The 14,904-nt window shown below is 63.7% G+C and carries 10 protein-coding genes; 5 read left to right on the plus strand and 5 right to left on the minus strand.

The window, feature by feature from the left end; translation table 11 throughout:
- The first annotated feature begins 59 nt into the window (after positions 1-59).
- Positions 60-1,859 (plus strand): RecQ family ATP-dependent DNA helicase, encoded by a 1,800-nt coding sequence (locus tag NCR39_RS26000; protein ID WP_250455268.1) that lies wholly within the window; start codon positions 60-62, stop codon positions 1,857-1,859.
- 29 nt (positions 1,860-1,888) lie between these two features.
- Here the strand turns inward: NCR39_RS26000 and NCR39_RS26005 are convergent, their stop codons facing one another.
- Complete coding sequence (locus tag NCR39_RS26005; protein WP_250455270.1) at positions 1,889-2,092, minus strand: CsbD family protein; 204 nt, start codon at positions 2,090-2,092, stop codon at positions 1,889-1,891.
- Positions 2,093-2,225: 133 nt separating this feature from the next.
- Here NCR39_RS26005 and NCR39_RS26010 point away from each other — a divergent pair, with 133 nt between their 5' ends.
- Positions 2,226-3,434 carry a zinc-dependent alcohol dehydrogenase gene (locus NCR39_RS26010; RefSeq protein WP_250455272.1) on the plus strand — a complete coding sequence of 403 codons (1,209 nt, stop codon included), beginning with the start codon at positions 2,226-2,228 and terminating at the stop codon, positions 3,432-3,434.
- Positions 3,435-3,850: 416 nt separating this feature from the next.
- On the plus strand, positions 3,851-5,002 hold the full coding sequence (locus tag NCR39_RS26015; RefSeq protein WP_250455274.1) for a porin: 1,152 nt from the start codon (positions 3,851-3,853) through the stop codon (positions 5,000-5,002).
- Between the two features lie 88 nt (positions 5,003-5,090).
- Here the strand turns inward: NCR39_RS26015 and NCR39_RS26020 are convergent, their stop codons facing one another.
- A complete protein-coding gene (locus NCR39_RS26020; protein WP_250455276.1) occupies positions 5,091-7,484 on the minus strand; it encodes an ATP-binding protein in 2,394 nt (797 codons plus the stop codon).
- Between the two features lie 375 nt (positions 7,485-7,859).
- On the opposite strand from NCR39_RS26020, the gene NCR39_RS26025 reads away from it, so the two are divergent.
- Together NCR39_RS26025 and NCR39_RS26030 are read left to right on the plus strand one after the other, a co-directional pair.
- Positions 7,860-9,029 (plus strand): zinc-dependent alcohol dehydrogenase, encoded by a 1,170-nt coding sequence (locus tag NCR39_RS26025; RefSeq protein WP_250455279.1) that lies wholly within the window; start codon positions 7,860-7,862, stop codon positions 9,027-9,029.
- 78 nt (positions 9,030-9,107) lie between these two features.
- Positions 9,108-11,813, plus strand: a complete 2,706-nt coding sequence (locus NCR39_RS26030; RefSeq protein WP_250455281.1) for an ATP-dependent Clp protease ATP-binding subunit — start codon at positions 9,108-9,110, stop codon at positions 11,811-11,813.
- Between the two features lie 55 nt (positions 11,814-11,868).
- Here NCR39_RS26030 and NCR39_RS26035 read toward each other — a convergent pair whose 3' ends face one another.
- The 3 genes from NCR39_RS26035 to NCR39_RS26045 form a co-directional block, all read right to left on the minus strand.
- Positions 11,869-12,237, minus strand: a complete 369-nt coding sequence (locus tag NCR39_RS26035) for a hypothetical protein (protein WP_250455283.1) — start codon at positions 12,235-12,237, stop codon at positions 11,869-11,871.
- A gap of 73 nt (positions 12,238-12,310) precedes the next feature.
- Positions 12,311-13,420, minus strand: coding sequence for an NADH:flavin oxidoreductase/NADH oxidase (locus NCR39_RS26040; protein ID WP_250455284.1), 1,110 nt, complete (start codon positions 13,418-13,420; stop codon positions 12,311-12,313).
- Positions 13,421-13,589: 169 nt separating this feature from the next.
- Positions 13,590-14,735 (minus strand): porin, encoded by a 1,146-nt coding sequence (locus NCR39_RS26045; RefSeq protein ID WP_250455287.1) that lies wholly within the window; start codon positions 14,733-14,735, stop codon positions 13,590-13,592.
- Positions 14,736-14,904 lie beyond the last annotated feature (169 nt).

The following is a 14,904-nucleotide window of genomic DNA, read 5'->3' on the forward strand; positions in this document are numbered from 1 at the left end:
GTCATCGTTTGAATGAAGCATGGGAAAGACCAAGGCGCGGCGACATTAAAACGACATACATGAACGACAACACACGCAGTGCCATTGCGCGCGCCCGCAGACCGCTGGATCGCGAACTCGAAAACGCGCTACGCAAAGTCTTCGGTTTTCCGCATCTACGTCCCGGACAGGATCAGGTCATACGCAGCGTTATCGACGGCAACGACACACTCGCCGTCATGCCCACAGGCGCAGGCAAATCGCTTTGCTATCAGTTGCCCGCGTTGCAACTGGATGGCATGACGATCGTCGTATCGCCGCTCATTTCGCTGATGCGCGATCAGGCCGTGAAACTCATCGAAGCCGGTGTCGCGACGACGGTCATCAACAGCACGCTCTCCGCCACCGAAGAACGCGAAGCGATGGAAGCGGTCACGTCCGGCGCGATACGCATTCTCTTCGTCACGCCGGAGCGCCTTGTCAACGCCGAATTCACCGCGACGCTCACAGGCAAGGACATGCCGTCGGTGCCGCTGGTTGTCATCGACGAGGCGCATTGCATCTCGCAGTGGGGCCACGATTTTCGTCCCGCGTATGTCGAGCTTATTCACGCGGTGAAGACGCTTGGCCGGCCGCCCGTGCTCGCGCTCACCGCGACGGCCACGCCTTCCGTCATCGACGATATCGTGCGCGAATTGCAGATGCGTCGCGCGAAGGTAATTCATACGGGCGTGTATCGCGACAACCTGCACTTCGCGGTCGAGCAGTTGACGAACCCTGAGGACAAGCGCGCGCGTGCCGTCGAACTGGCGCGCACGCTGGAAGGCAGCGGCATCATCTATTGCGCGACGGTTGCCGAATGCGAGTCGCTGCACGCCGCGCTCGTCGAAGCGGGCGTCGCGGCGGAGCGCTATCACGGCAAGCTCTCGGCGAACGCGCGAAGCGAAGCACAGGACGCGTTCATGGCCGACGACGTGCGCGTGATGGTCGCGACGAACGCATTCGGCATGGGCATCGACAAGCCGAACATCCGCTTCGTGCTGCACGCGCAAGTGCCGGGCAGCCTCGACGCGTACTACCAGGAAGCAGGACGCGCGGGCCGCGACGGCGAAGCCGCGCAATGCATTCTGCTTTTCGAACTGAAGGACAAGCAGGTCCAGCAATTCTTTCTCGGCGGGCGCTATCCCAGCGCGGAAACGATACGCCGCGTCGCCGAGAGCGTGCGCGACCTTGCACGCGAGAACGCGAGCCAGACCGTCGAGAAGCCGATCGAACGCTTGCGTGAAGCGTTGCCTCAAGTGGGCGTGAACAAGCTGCGCGTCGCGGCGACGCTGTTGAACGACATGGGCGTGACACGGCGCACGCGTCGTGGCGGGCTGAAGCTCATCGACGATGGAAAGGCCATCCTGCAACTCGACGATGCCGCGCAAGGTTACGCCGCCCGCGCCGAGCGCGACCGTGCGGTGCTCGAACGCATGATCGGCTATGCGCAAAGCGCGCGTTGCCGCTGGCGCATGCTGCTCGACTACTTCGCATCCGATGCGGGCAATGCGCACACGCAGGAAGCCGAAGTCGAATATGAAGCGCCCGACGATGAACTGAAAGGCGGCGCGTGCGGCTCATGCGACAACTGCCTGCATCCGCCGGAAGTGATGGAAAGCCCGCGCGAGGTGCGCGAACACGCGCTGTCGCACGAGCATGCGGGCGAGGGCGCGAACATCAAGCGCAAGACGCACGCGTTCAATGAGGGCGATCGCGTGCGCGTGCGTCGTTATGGCGAAGGCACGGTTGAGATGGTGAGCGGAGATCGCGTGGCAGTGCGTTTTCCGGACGACGAGTTGCGCACTTTCATCGCGCGCTATGTGAAGCGCGCGGCGTGATGCGTTGAAGAGAAAAGGGCGGGGCGGGCTTACTTGTTGGTCGGCTCGCCCGGATCTTCGACGCCCTTTTCTATGTTGTCCTTTTGATCGCCATAGTCCTTGCGGTTCGCGCCATTGGTGATTTCGACATCGCCCTTGAGCTTGCGGTCTTCGTTGCCGGTGACGGTGCCGACGGCCGTATCGACCCAGCCCTTCACCTGTTCCTTGATGCCTTCTGTCGTGTCCTTGTTCATGGTGCGCTCCTGTGAGGAAGGTGTGAGATCGCCTTGAAAACACGCAACCGAACACGCAACCGCTATGCCCGCCGAAAGCGGGCGCGCGCGTTGCTGCCGACGGTTTGATCCACGCAATCAAAGGAGCCGGACAATGAAAGCAGTCGTATTTCACGGCGTAGGCAACATTTCGCTCGACAACGTAGCCGACCCGTCGATCCAGCACGATCACGATGCGGTCGTGCGCCTCACATCGAGCGCGATATGCGGGACGGATCTGCACATGGTGCGCGGCACGCTGTCGGGCATGGTGCCCGGCACCATACTCGGCCACGAAGGCGTGGGCGTGATCGAGGAAATCGGCAAGGGCGTGCGCAATCTCAAACGAGGCGATCGCGTGCTGATTCCATCGACCATCTCGTGCGGATGCTGCTCGTATTGCCGCACCGGTTACACCGCGCAATGCGACCTCGCCAATCCGAACGGACCGTCCGCGGGCACCGCGTTCTTCGGCGGACCGAAATCGACCGGGCCGATCAACGGCCTGCAAGCGGAATACGCGCGCACGCCGCTCGCCAACGCGAGTCTCATCAAGCTGCCCGACAATGTCGATGACGATCGCGCGATCCTCATCTCCGACATCTTTCCCACGGGCTACTTCGGCGCGCAACTCGCGGAAGTGCGCCCCGGCGATACCGTCGCCGTGTTCGGCGCGGGTCCCGTGGGACAGTTCGCGATTGCAAGCGCGTGGATGCTCGGCGCGGGGCGCGTGATCGCCGTGGATCGCCTGAACGACCGGCTCGACATGGCGCGCGCGCAAGGCGCGGAAACCGTCAATTTCGATCAGGAAGACCCCGTCAAGGCGATACTCGAACTCACGCACGGCATCGGCGTGGACCGCGCGATCGATGCCGTCGGCGTCGATGCAGTGCATCCCGAAGGCGGGCCGGCTGCATCGGAAGAACAGACGAAGCAGGCGGAAGAGGAGAGCCGCACCGTCACGCCGGAGCGCAATGTCGATGGCGGCAACTGGATTCCGGGCAATGCGCCCACGCAAGCATTGGACTGGGCCGTGAACGCGCTCGCGAAGGCGGGCACGCTCGGCGTGATCGGCGTCTATCCGCCCAACGACCGGTTCTTTCCGCTCGGCATCGCGATGAACAAGAACCTCACGATCAAGATGGGCAACTGCAATCATCGCGCGATCACGCCCGCGCTCGTTGAACGCGTGAGCAACGGATCGTTCGATCCGCTTCGCGTGCTCACTGTGCGCGAACCGATGATGAACGTGATCGACGCATACAAGGCGTTCGATCTGCGTCAGCCGGGCTGGATCAAGGTCAAGCTCGATCCGGCGGCGTGACATAAAAGGCATCGAAGACGATGCGGGGCGGTCTCCTCTCGCGAGACCGCCCCATGTCTTCAGGCTGCTACTCGGAGTCGAGACATCAGACGGAGCGTAGATTAGCAAGCCTCGGAAGCGCCATTAAGACCATGAGCCGCAAGGCACTTCTCCAGAATCCGGTTGAATCGCGTCGTCGTTCTGCAACACGAAAAACGCCCTGATGTATGTATCGATGACGCTAAACGTCTGACCTTAAAGCACTATAAAACTTCGGACTACTGCCATTCCAGTTTCAGCAATACATTCTTTCCGACGAAACTCGCTGAAACGGGGCGACGCGATTGAAGCAGTCACATAAAGTGTGTCCAGTTTCCCGAGGCAGAGAGATGCATCGCCTCGAGAAGCCTTTGCTCTACAAAGGACACATAGCAACCATGAAAAAAACTCTCCTCGTCGCAGGCGTGCTCGGCGCCTTCGCTGCATCGGCACAAGCGCAAAGCAGCGTCACCCTGTACGGCATGCTGGATGCGGGCCTCGTGTACACCAACAACTCGGCCGGCCATAGCAACTGGCAACAAGGCAGCGGTTCCGTTTCGGATACGTACTTCGGCCTGCGCGGCAGCGAAGATCTGGGCGGCGGTTTGCACGCGCTCTTCAGGTTGGAGAGCGGCTTCGACCTGAACAACGGCGGCTTCAACGGCAACGGCATGTTCAACCGTCAGGCATACGTCGGCCTGAAGAGCGATCAGTTCGGTACGGTGACGCTCGGCCGTCAATATGATTCGATGGTCGATTTCCTCGCGCCGCTCTCCGATGCAGGCGCGGGCTACGGCAACAACCTGAGCGCGCACCCGCTCGACAACGACAACCTCGACAACTCGATCTCGGTCAAGAACTCGGTCAAGTATCGCAGCGCGAACTACGCGGGCTTCACGTTCGGCGGTTTGTACGGCTTCAGCAACCAGGCTGGCCAGTTCGCGAACAACCGCGCATGGAGCGCGGGCGCATCGTACAACAACGGCCCGTTCAACTTCGCCGCAGCTTACCTGCAGACGAACACGTCGCGTAACGGCAACGCGGGCGGCGCGGTATCGGCGGGCGAAGGCAACAAGACCAACCTGACCGCCGATCTTCAGCGCACGTTCGGCGCGGGCCTGAACTACACGTACGGCCCGGCGACGGTCGGCTTCGTGTGGACGAACACGCACTACGACAACCTGATCGCGGCATCGCAAGGCGGCGCGACGTTCACGATTCCGACCGGCACGAATCTGCATCTGAACAACTTCGAACTGAATGGCCGCTATGCACTGACGCCGGCATTGAGCCTCGATGCTGCCTACACGTACACCGACGGCAAGCTGAGCGGTTCGAACGGTTCGGGCGATCCGAAGTGGCACACCGTGTCGCTGCAAGCGGACTACTCGCTGTCGCGCCGCACGGACGTGTACGTCGAAGGCGTGTACCAGCACGCGGCCGGTCAGTTGGGCGATGCAGGCGCGAACGTCGCGATGATCAACACGCTGTCGCCTTCGACCACGCAGAATCAGGTCGCAGCGACGGTGGGTCTGCGTCACCGCTTCTAAGCGTCACGCATAAGCACCACGCTTCTCAAGAAGCAAAACGGCCGCGATCTTCAGGATCGCGGCCGTTTGTCTTTGCGGCATCGAGCGATTACTTCTTGTCCTGATGCGAGCGCTTCACGAGCTGTTCGATGTCGTGTCCCGTGCCGCCCGTGCCCGCCGCGAGCCTCGCGAGCGCGGAAGCCGCCGTATCGCGCCGCACGCCGCTTTCCGGACGGAACTGCTTCGGCAGCGCCATGAAGAACGTCGCGCCCTGATCCAGCACGCCTTCGGCCCACACCTTGCCGCCGTGCCGTTCGATGATCCGCCGCACGTTCGCAAGCCCGATGCCCGTGCCCTGAAACTGCTCGTTCACGTGCAGGCGCTGGAACACGCCGAAGAGCTTGTCGACGTATCGCATGTCGAAGCCCACGCCGTTGTCGCGCACGAAGTAGATCTCGTGCCCGGCGAGTTCGCCGGTCCCTTCATACGCGCCGACTTCGATCGCCGGCTTCTCGCGCGGCGCGCTGAACTTCACCGCATTGGCGATGACATTCGCGAACGCCACGTGCAGGAACACGTGATCGCCTTCGATGGACGGCAGCGCATCGACGGACCAATGCACCCGCGATGAGCTTTGCTCTTCGATATCGTTCTGAATGACGGTATGTACGAGCGCATGCACGTCCACTTTGTGCGGACGCAGCGCCGCACGCCCGAGTTGCGCGAAGGAGAGCAGGTCGTCGACGAGCCGGCCGCCGAATCGCGCGGATGTCACCACGCGATCGAGATAGCCGCGCCCGCGATCGGAGAGCTTGTCGCCGTCGATCTGACGCAACAGGTCCGCGAAGCTCACGACATGTCGCAACGGCGCGCGCAGATCGTGCGACACGGTGTACGAAAAGCCTTCGAGTTCGTGATTCGCGCGGCCCAGTTCGGTCGCGAGCTGCGCGATTTCCTCGGCACGGCGCAACACGATGCCGAGCACCGCCGCGCGAAACTCCAGCGCGATCTCGCGTTCGGCGGCGCGCCACGGCAACGAGCGGTTGCGCACGACATCGGTCCATGTGTCGAAGCTCACGCGCGGCGAAAGCGACGTGGCGAGTCCCGTGAGCTTCGCGCGCGGATCGCCCGCCCATTCGATCGTCTGCACGACCTCGCGCCGGAACCACACCACATAGTTGCGATAGATCTTCGAGATCGACACCGCGAGAAAGCCCGCGATATCCGCCGCGTCCTTCAGCACCGGACATTCTTCCGAAGCGCGGTCCGACATCACCACGTCTTCGCTCTGATTGTCGAGCCAGTCGACGAGCGCGCTCACCTGTTGCTCGCTCGGCGTCACGCCGATCAGCGACGTGCGCCCTTCGAAGATCACAGCCGCGCCCGACGAACGCGTGAAGCCGAGCAGGTCGGGCGCGTCGTTGACGAGGGCTTCGACGAAGCTGTCGGTATTGGCCATCGACGAAAGCAGCTTCGACAGCATGCGCCGCAATTCGAGGCGGTATTGCGCTTCGGCCTGCGTCTCGCGCGCTTCGATCTGCAACGAGACGATCTGCGCGACGTGCTCGCATGCGGTGCGCACTTCGAACGGCGGCAGACGCGGCGTCGCGTGATGACACGAGATCAGGCCCCACAGCTTGTCGTCGACGAGAATGGACATCGACATGGACGCGAGCGTGCCCATGTTGCGCATGTATTGCAGATGCACGGGCGACACGCTGCGCAACGACGCATACGTGAGATCGGTGGGCCGGCCGGTCTGCGGATGCAGCGGCGGCACGAGCGGCGCGGCCTCGTAATTCGCGTTGGAAATGAGGCGAATCGGGTTGCGCCGATACAGCTCGCGCGCCTGCGCCGGAATATCCGAGGCCGGAAAGTATTGATTCAGGTAAGACGGATAGCCCGGCTCGATGGCTTCGGCGAGCACGTGGCCGTGACCTTCTTCATCGAACCGGTAGACGAGCGTGCGCCCGAAGCCCGCAATGCGCTGAATCTCGGTCGCCGCGAACTGGCAGATCTGCTCGACCGTGCGCATGGACTGCACTTCGGTGACGAAGGTGCGCACGAGCGGATACATCGTGGAGAAGACGTCGGCCGTGTCCTGCGCGGGCTCGACTTCGACGAAGAGCAGCCCTTCATGCCGATGCACGACGATGGCAAGCGGCCCCTGATGCGCCCAGCCTTCGATGTTCACGTTGCCGACATGAATGGCGGCGCCGTCGCGCGTGAGTTCGCGAAGGCGCGTGCGCGTGCGTTCGCTCGTGTGCTCGCCGAGCAGAATCGAGAGCGGCTGCCCGATGCACGCGTGCGGCGCCATGCGCGCGACCGGTTCGATGTTGCCGCTGATCTGCAGGATGACGCCTTCGGCGTCCACGCTGATGAGCACGCCGTGCGGCTGGATACCGCCGGGAATATGAATGGGCTCGCGGGCGCATTCTGCGTAAGCGGATGCGTCGGTGGCGCCCGGTTCGTTGATGTGTGCGGTGGTGGTGTTGTCCATCATCGTCTGGAAGAAGCCGCGCCATCGCGATTGGATGCGCGCGAAACGTGGCAGTGTGCACGATTTCGCCGTGCCGCGTGCGTGGAAGTCGCAACGAAGATGGTGCTCGCGCTTTTATCCGCGATCAACGCGGAAATAAAGCTTCGCGTCGAACTTTTGTCGCAGCGAATGCCTGTCTAGCTGTGCTCGCACGTGCGTGCATTTCCGGCGCGGCTCTCGCCTGCAAGCCTCAGGCGCAATGCGTTCGCCGTTCGAAGGCGCGGAACACGCGTTGCTTGAAGCGCATTGCGGTTGTGCCGGCGTGCGTGATGACGCCGGCCGATCCATTCGCATGCATCGCGCGCGACGCGACCATCCATCCCGAGCAGGAGGCAAGCAATGAAGGCGCTGATTTGGCAGGGCAAGAAGGACATTCGATACGAGACCGTGCCCGACCCCGTGATCGAGCATCCGCGCGATGCGATCATCAAGGTATCGACGTGTGCAATCTGCGGTTCGGACCTGCATCTCTTCGATGGCTTCATGCCCGGCATGGAATCCGGCGACATCATGGGCCACGAGTTCATGGGCGAAGTGGTCGAAGTGGGCAGCGAGAACAGCGCGCTCAAGAAGGGCGACCGCATCGTCGTGCCGTTCACCATCACGTGCGGTGAGTGCGAGCAGTGCCGCCGCGGCAACTTTTCCGTGTGCGAGCGCAGCAACCGCAACAAGGATGTCGCCGACAAGCTCTTCGGCCATACCACGGCGGGACTCTTCGGCTATACGCACCTGACGGGCGGCTATCCCGGCGGACAGGCCGAGTACGTGCGCATTCCGTTCGCGGACAAGACGCACATCAAGATTCCCGACGGCCTCACCGACGAGCAAGTGCTCTTTCTCGGCGACATCTTCCCGACCGGCTGGCAGGCCGCGGTGCAATGCGACATCGAACCGACGGACACGGTCGCGATCTGGGGCGCGGGTCCGGTCGGCCAGATGGCGATCCGCAGCGCCGTGCTGCTCGGCGCGAAGCAGGTGATCGCGATCGACTGGGTGCCGGAGCGTCTGGAGATGGCGCGCGCGGGCGGAGCCACGGTCATCAACTTCAAGGAAGAGAGCGTGGTGGAGCGTCTGCGCGATCTCACGCAGGGCAAGGGTCCGGAGAAATGCATCGATGCAGTCGGGATGGAATCGCACGCGACGCGCTCCATCGACGCCATGTACGACCGCGCGAAGCAGGCCGTGATGCTGGAAACGGACCGTCCGCACGTGCTGCGCGAGATGATCTACGTGTGCCGTCCGGCGGGCACGCTTTCGGTGCCGGGCGTGTATGGCGGACTCATCGACAAGATTCCGTTCGGGGCGTCGATGAACAAGGGGCTCACGTGGCGCATGGGGCAGACGCATGTGAATCGCTGGAGCGGCGATCTGTTGAACCGCATTCAGGAAGGCCAGATCGATCCTTCGTTCGTGATCACGCATACCGTGCCGCTGTCCGAGGGCGCAGGCATGTACGAGACCTTCCGCGACAAGAAAGATGGGTGTATCAAGGTCGTATTGAAGCCTTGAGTTGATCGACGCGCGCCGCGTTCATTTCGCAACGCCGGCGCGCCCATCCGTCCCTCCTCACGGAACAGGAACCCAGCAATGGCCCATATGTGCGATATATGCGGCGCGCGGCCGGCCACCGTGCGGCTCGCGGTGCTGCGCGAAGGCCGCCGGCACGTGCTCGATGTCTGCGACTTTCACTATGCGCAACTGACGCGGCATCAGCGCGCGCTCTCGCCGTTCGAGGCGCTGTTCATGGGCGGCATGCCCGAGCAGCCCGTCGCGCCGGAGCAGGCGAGCGCGGAACGCGCGACGGGCGCGGAAGGCGTCGGACTCGAACGCTATCTGAGCGACGGCGCGAAGGAAATGCTCATGCGCGCAGCCGAACGCGCCGCGCAATTCGGCCGCCCCGAAGTGGATACGGAACATCTGCTTTACGAACTCGCCGATAACCCCGTCATCGGGACGATGCTGCAGGGCATGGGCATCGATCCGGCGGAATTGCGCAACGTCATCGATACGACCGCGCAGCGCCGCGAAGGCGGCACGCCGCCCGCCGACGGCATGATCCGCGTGTCGCCGCGCCTCAAAAGCGCGCTCGATCGCGCGTTCATCGCGTCGCGGCAACTGCGGCATAGCTATGTCGCGCCGGAGCACTTGCTGATCGGCCTCGCGGAAGTGCCCGAGAGCTTCGCGGGGCATCTGCTGCGCAAGATGAGCGTCGATACCGCGACGCTGCGCCGCGAGACCGCGCAGACCGTGGGCGCGGGCGGTCCGCCGCGCGGCGATGGACCGCCTTCGCGCACGCCGCATCTCGACAAGTTCGCGCGCGATCTGACCGCGCTCGCCCGCGAAGGCCATCTCGATCCGGTGATCGGCCGCGCGACCGAAATCGAGACGATGGTCGAAGTGCTCGCGCGCCGTCGCAAGAACAATCCGGTGCTGATCGGCGAGCCGGGCGTCGGCAAGACGGCGGTTGTGGAAGGGCTCGCGCAACGCATGATTACCGGCGACGTGCCCGAATCGCTGCGCGACAAGCGGCTCATCGAGCTGAACGTGAATTCGCTCGTCGCGGGCGCGAAGTATCGCGGCGAGTTCGAAGAGCGCATCAAGCAGATCGTCGATGAAATCGCCGCGAACCGCGAAACGCTGCTGCTTTTCGTGGACGAAGTGCATACGATCGTCGGCGCGGGGCAGGGCGGCGGCGAAGGCGGCCTCGATATCGCGAACGTCTTCAAGCCCGCGATGGCGCGCGGCGAGTTGAACCTGATCGGAGCGACGACGCTCGCCGAATACCAGAAGCACATCGAAAAGGACGCGGCGCTCGAGCGGCGCTTTCAGCCGGTGCTGGTCGCGGAGCCGAGCGTCGCGCAGACCATCAACATCCTGCGCGGCCTGCGCGACAGGCTCGAAGCGCATCACAAGGTGACGATTCAGGACGACGCCATCGTCGGCGCGGCGGAACTGTCGGATCGCTATATCACCGGTCGATTCCTGCCGGACAAGGCGATCGATCTCGTCGATCAGGCGGCGGCGCGCGTCAATCTCTCGGCCACATCGCGGCCCGCCGCGATTCTCGAACTCGAATCCGAACTCGCGCAATTGCGGCGCGAGCAGGACTATGCGGCATCGCGCAAGCAGTTCGATCGCGCGCATGCGCTCGATGCGGAAATCGCCGCGAAGGAAAAGCAGCTCACAGAAGGCACCGATGAATGGAAGAAGCGCATCGGCACGAACACGTCGAACGTGACGGTCACGCAGATCGCGGAAATCGTCGCGACGCTGACGGGCATTCCCGTCACGCAACTGACCGAGCAGGAGCGCGAGCGTCTGCTGAACATGGAGGCGCGTCTGCACGAACGCGTGATCGGCCAGGACGAAGCCGTCACCGCCGTCAGCGACGCCGTGCGCCGCGCGCGCACCGGCCTGCAAGGGCGCAACCGGCCGATCGCGGTGTTCCTGTTTCTCGGACCCACGGGCGTCGGCAAGACCGAGCTTGCGAAGGCGCTCGCGGGCGTCGTGTTCGGCGATGAAGACGCGATGTTGCGCGTCGACATGAGCGAGTACATGGAGCGTCACGCGGTCGCGCGGCTGATCGGTTCGCCGCCGGGTTACGTCGGCTATGAGGAAGGCGGGCAGTTGACCGAGCGCGTGCGCCGCCGCCCGTACAGCGTGATTCTGCTCGACGAGATAGAGAAGGCGCATCCCGACGTTTATAACGTGCTGCTGCAAGTGTTCGACGATGGCCGCCTCACCGACGGCAAAGGGCGCGTCGTCGATTTCAGCAATACGCTGATCATCGCGACGAGCAATCTCGGCTCGGACGTGATCGCCGGACAAAAGCGCGCGACGCTCGGTTTCACGAGCACGGACACGGACGCGGATGCATCGCTGCAAAGCGGCGTGATGAACGTGCTGCGGCAGCATTTCAGGCCGGAGTTCCTGAACCGGATCGACGACATCATTCTGTTCAAATCGCTCGGGCGCGACGAGATCGGGCATATCGTGCGGCTGCAGCTCGAACAGGTGAAACGCATGGCGCATAGCCAGGACATCGCGCTCGACTTCGATGAATCCGTGATCGGTCATCTGGCCGAGGCAGGGTATCGGCCGGAATTCGGCGCGCGCGAGTTGCGCAGGCAGATTCGTCAGTTGATCGAGAACGCACTGGCGAAGGAATTGCTCAAGGGCGATATCGCGGAAGGCGCGCGCGTGGTGTGCCGCTACGACGCCGAGTCGCGGCGGATCGTGTTCGATGCGCAACGCGCGAGCGCGGGCGATCTGGGAACGCCTCCGACGCCCTGATTCGCTTTCAATCCCGATGCAGGACGGCGGCGCGTTTCCCGCGCGGATGCGCCGCCTATCGCGAAGGCCGCCGCCGCTCCGTCAATTCGATCACGCAGGCGCGGTGAATGCGCTGCACCAGCACGCTGTCGTAATCGAGTTCGTCGCCTTCGATGATCTGCTCGATCACGCGCCGGCCCGCGTCGGTATCGAGCATCGACGAGAAGCGCGATGCCAGCGCCTGCGCCTTCACCGACAGCTTCGCGGTCTCGATCCAGTCGGCGGCGCGCTGATGCCGCTCCAGCCAGCGATGCGCCGCGCGCACCTGAAACGACGGATCGGGCCACGCGCCTTCGAGGTAGTACGCGCCGAGAAAGCCGCACGTCAGCCAGCAGAGGAGATGCACCCGATCGTCGGGGCCGAGCGGATAGCGGACTTGACTCATGATGGCGGCAGCTTCGGACATCCACGCGCGACGCTTTAAAAATAGCACGCGGGGCGCCGGCGCGTGGCGCGCATCAGTCCTCTTCGAACAAATTCCGGTACTTGTGCGGCTGCGAGCGCAAATACTGCTTCGGCGCGCGCACGTGCGCACCGAGTTCGGCCGCCGCGTGCCACGGCCAGCGCGGATCGTAGAGCGCGGTGCGGGCGAGCGCGATCATGTCGGCGTCGCCGGTTCCGATAATTCCTTCCGCCTGCTCGATGCCCGTGATCAGCCCGACCGCGACCACCGGCATCTTGACGGCCGATTTCACCGCGCGCGCGAGCGGCACCTGATAGCTCGGCCCGACGGGAATTTTCTGCGCGGGATCGAGGCCGCCGCTCGATACGTGGATCGCATCGCAGCCGCGCGCCGCAAGCGCCCGCGCGAAGGCAATGGTCTGCTCGATGTCCCATCCGCCATCGACCCAATCCGTGCCGGACACGCGAATCGTCACGGGACGATCTTCGGGGAACGCGGCGCGCACGGCATCGAAAATTTCGAGCGGAAAGCGCATGCGGTTTTCGAGCGAGCCGCCGTATTCGTCGTCGCGCCGGTTCGAAAGCGGTGACAGAAATTGATGCAGCAAATAACCATGCGCCGCGTGAACCTGGATCAGGTCGATGCCGAGCCGCGCGGCGCGGGCAGCGGACGCGGCGAACGCATCGCGGATACGCTGCAATCCCGTGCGATCCAGCTCGACGGGCGGCGTTTCGTTCGCGGCGAACGCCACCGCCGATGGCGCTTCGGTTTGCCAGCCGTGCGGGTCATCGGACGGAACCTGGGCGCCGCCTTCCCACGGCACTTCCGTCGACGCCTTGCGTCCCGCGTGGCTCAACTGGATAGCGATCGGCATGTCGGACCAGCGGCGAATGCCCTTGAGCGTGCGTTCGATGGCGGCTTCGGTTTCGTCGTTCCATAAGCCGACATCCGCCCACGTGATGCGGCCTTCGGGCAGCACGGCCGTCGCCTCGATGGTCAGCAGCGCCGCGCCCGACAGCGCCAGTTGCCCGAGATGAATCAGATGCCAGTCGTTCATGCAGCCGTCTTCGGCCGAGTACTGGCACATCGGCGCAATGACGATGCGGTTCGCGAGTTCGAGGCCGCGCAGCCGCGCGGGGGTGAAGAGTGCGGGTGTCGGTGCCATGCGATGCTCCTGTTCGTTTCCAATCGCCGATGAGGCGGCGTCATCGCGCGAGGGCAGCAATCTGTATTCCGCTGCGTAATCAGTGCATTACACCGCCGCAATATGCACGAAGGCCGTTCCGGCATGCACCGGAACGGCCTTCCTATTTACGCCGATTGACGGAATCGCGTCAGAACGCGTGCCGCATCGCCACGCGCGCGACGAACTGCTTCGAGTTCGACGAGACGCCCTGCGCACCGGGGATAAACGCCTGATCGAGCACCGAGTGCGTCGACGGGCCGCCGACCTTCTGATACACGCCCTGCACGTAGACGTCCGTGCGCTTCGAGAGCAGGTAGTCGGCCATGAGGCCTGCGGACTGGATATGCGGTTCGACCTTGCCCGCGGTGGAATCGTACGTTTCGCGCGTGTAGACGTACCGCGCGCCGATGAAGAACGCCGGTCCGAACTGATACTTCCCGTTCACTTCGAAGTTCTGGTAACGCAGGTTCCGCAGCGTGTTGCCATCCGCTGCGAGCGATCCGCCGATATAGCCGTTCGTCACCGGATCGCGATAGCTCGCGTTCGTGTACGCGAAGCCCGCCGTGGCCGCGCCGAACGTGTAGTCGATGCCCGCGCCGAAGACCTGCATGCGCGACGCGATGAAGCTCGCGTCGTTGGTCGCGATGGCGCCGTTGTCAGTGCCGCCGGGGTTGTTCGCGTGCAGATACGCCACGCCGGCCGCGAGGCCGCCGTTTTCGTACGATGCGCCGACGCTGTATTGCCGGTTGTTCGCGAAGCCCGAAGCATTGCTGAAGCTATACGTGCCGCCGAACCGGAAGCCGCCGAGCGACGGGCTCGCGTACTTGACCGTGTTGTTCACGCGGAACGAGTTGTCCGTGTTGTCGTTGTCGAACGGATGCGCGAACAGGTAGCCCGCGAAGTTGCCGTTGGCGGTCGTCGGCGCGAGATAGTCGACGACGGAATCGTACTGGCGGCCGAGCGTCACCGCGCCGAGACGCGCGTTCTGCACGCCGACGTACGCTTGTCGCCCGAACATGCGGCCGCCCTGGCCTGCCGCGCCGTTGCTCACGTTCACGCCGCTTTCCAGTTGAAACACGGCCTGAGTGCCGCCGCCCAGATCTTCGACGCCGCGCATGCCCCAGCGGCTGCCCGACGCATAGCCGCTCGTCATTTCGTAGACCGCTTTCGATGCGACGTTGCTCGTGTAATCGAAGCCTTCGTCGAGCACGCCGTACAGCGTGACGCTGCTTTGCGCGAAGACGGTGGAGGACACGCAGCCCAGTGCCGCGAGCATGATGGTTCTGATTCTCATGACTGTCTCAAAGTCTTAGGTATTTAGGACATCTTCTAATGAAGCGTCGCCGGGGCCGCGCGATGGCGGGCGACGGATTGTCCTGCAACCGGTGCCGTTCGCCAAGGATTTGGCCGCAGATCAAGCGTGAGTTTTTCGAATGTTTGGCCAGCGAATTCTTCGCTTGTCG

The organism is Caballeronia sp. ATUFL_M2_KS44 (assembly GCF_023630965.1).
Lineage (GTDB): Bacteria > Pseudomonadota > Gammaproteobacteria > Burkholderiales > Burkholderiaceae > Caballeronia > Caballeronia concitans.

What these genes read in the sequence shown, in the direction of transcription:
- NCR39_RS26000 (WP_250455268.1), top strand. Translation starts at nt 60, where the DNA reads ATGAACGACAACACACGCAGTGCCATTGCGCGCGCCCGCAGACCGCTG.
- NCR39_RS26005 (WP_250455270.1), bottom strand. Translation starts at nt 2,092, where the DNA reads ATGAACAAGGACACGACAGAAGGCATCAAGGAACAGGTGAAGGGCTGG.
- NCR39_RS26010 (WP_250455272.1), top strand. Translation starts at nt 2,226, where the DNA reads ATGAAAGCAGTCGTATTTCACGGCGTAGGCAACATTTCGCTCGACAAC.
- NCR39_RS26015 (WP_250455274.1), top strand. Translation starts at nt 3,851, where the DNA reads ATGAAAAAAACTCTCCTCGTCGCAGGCGTGCTCGGCGCCTTCGCTGCA.
- NCR39_RS26020 (WP_250455276.1), bottom strand. Translation starts at nt 7,484, where the DNA reads ATGATGGACAACACCACCACCGCACACATCAACGAACCGGGCGCCACC.
- NCR39_RS26025 (WP_250455279.1), top strand. Translation starts at nt 7,860, where the DNA reads ATGAAGGCGCTGATTTGGCAGGGCAAGAAGGACATTCGATACGAGACC.
- NCR39_RS26030 (WP_250455281.1), top strand. Translation starts at nt 9,108, where the DNA reads ATGGCCCATATGTGCGATATATGCGGCGCGCGGCCGGCCACCGTGCGG.
- NCR39_RS26035 (WP_250455283.1), bottom strand. Translation starts at nt 12,237, where the DNA reads ATGAGTCAAGTCCGCTATCCGCTCGGCCCCGACGATCGGGTGCATCTC.
- NCR39_RS26040 (WP_250455284.1), bottom strand. Translation starts at nt 13,420, where the DNA reads ATGGCACCGACACCCGCACTCTTCACCCCCGCGCGGCTGCGCGGCCTC.
- NCR39_RS26045 (WP_250455287.1), bottom strand. Translation starts at nt 14,735, where the DNA reads ATGAGAATCAGAACCATCATGCTCGCGGCACTGGGCTGCGTGTCCTCC.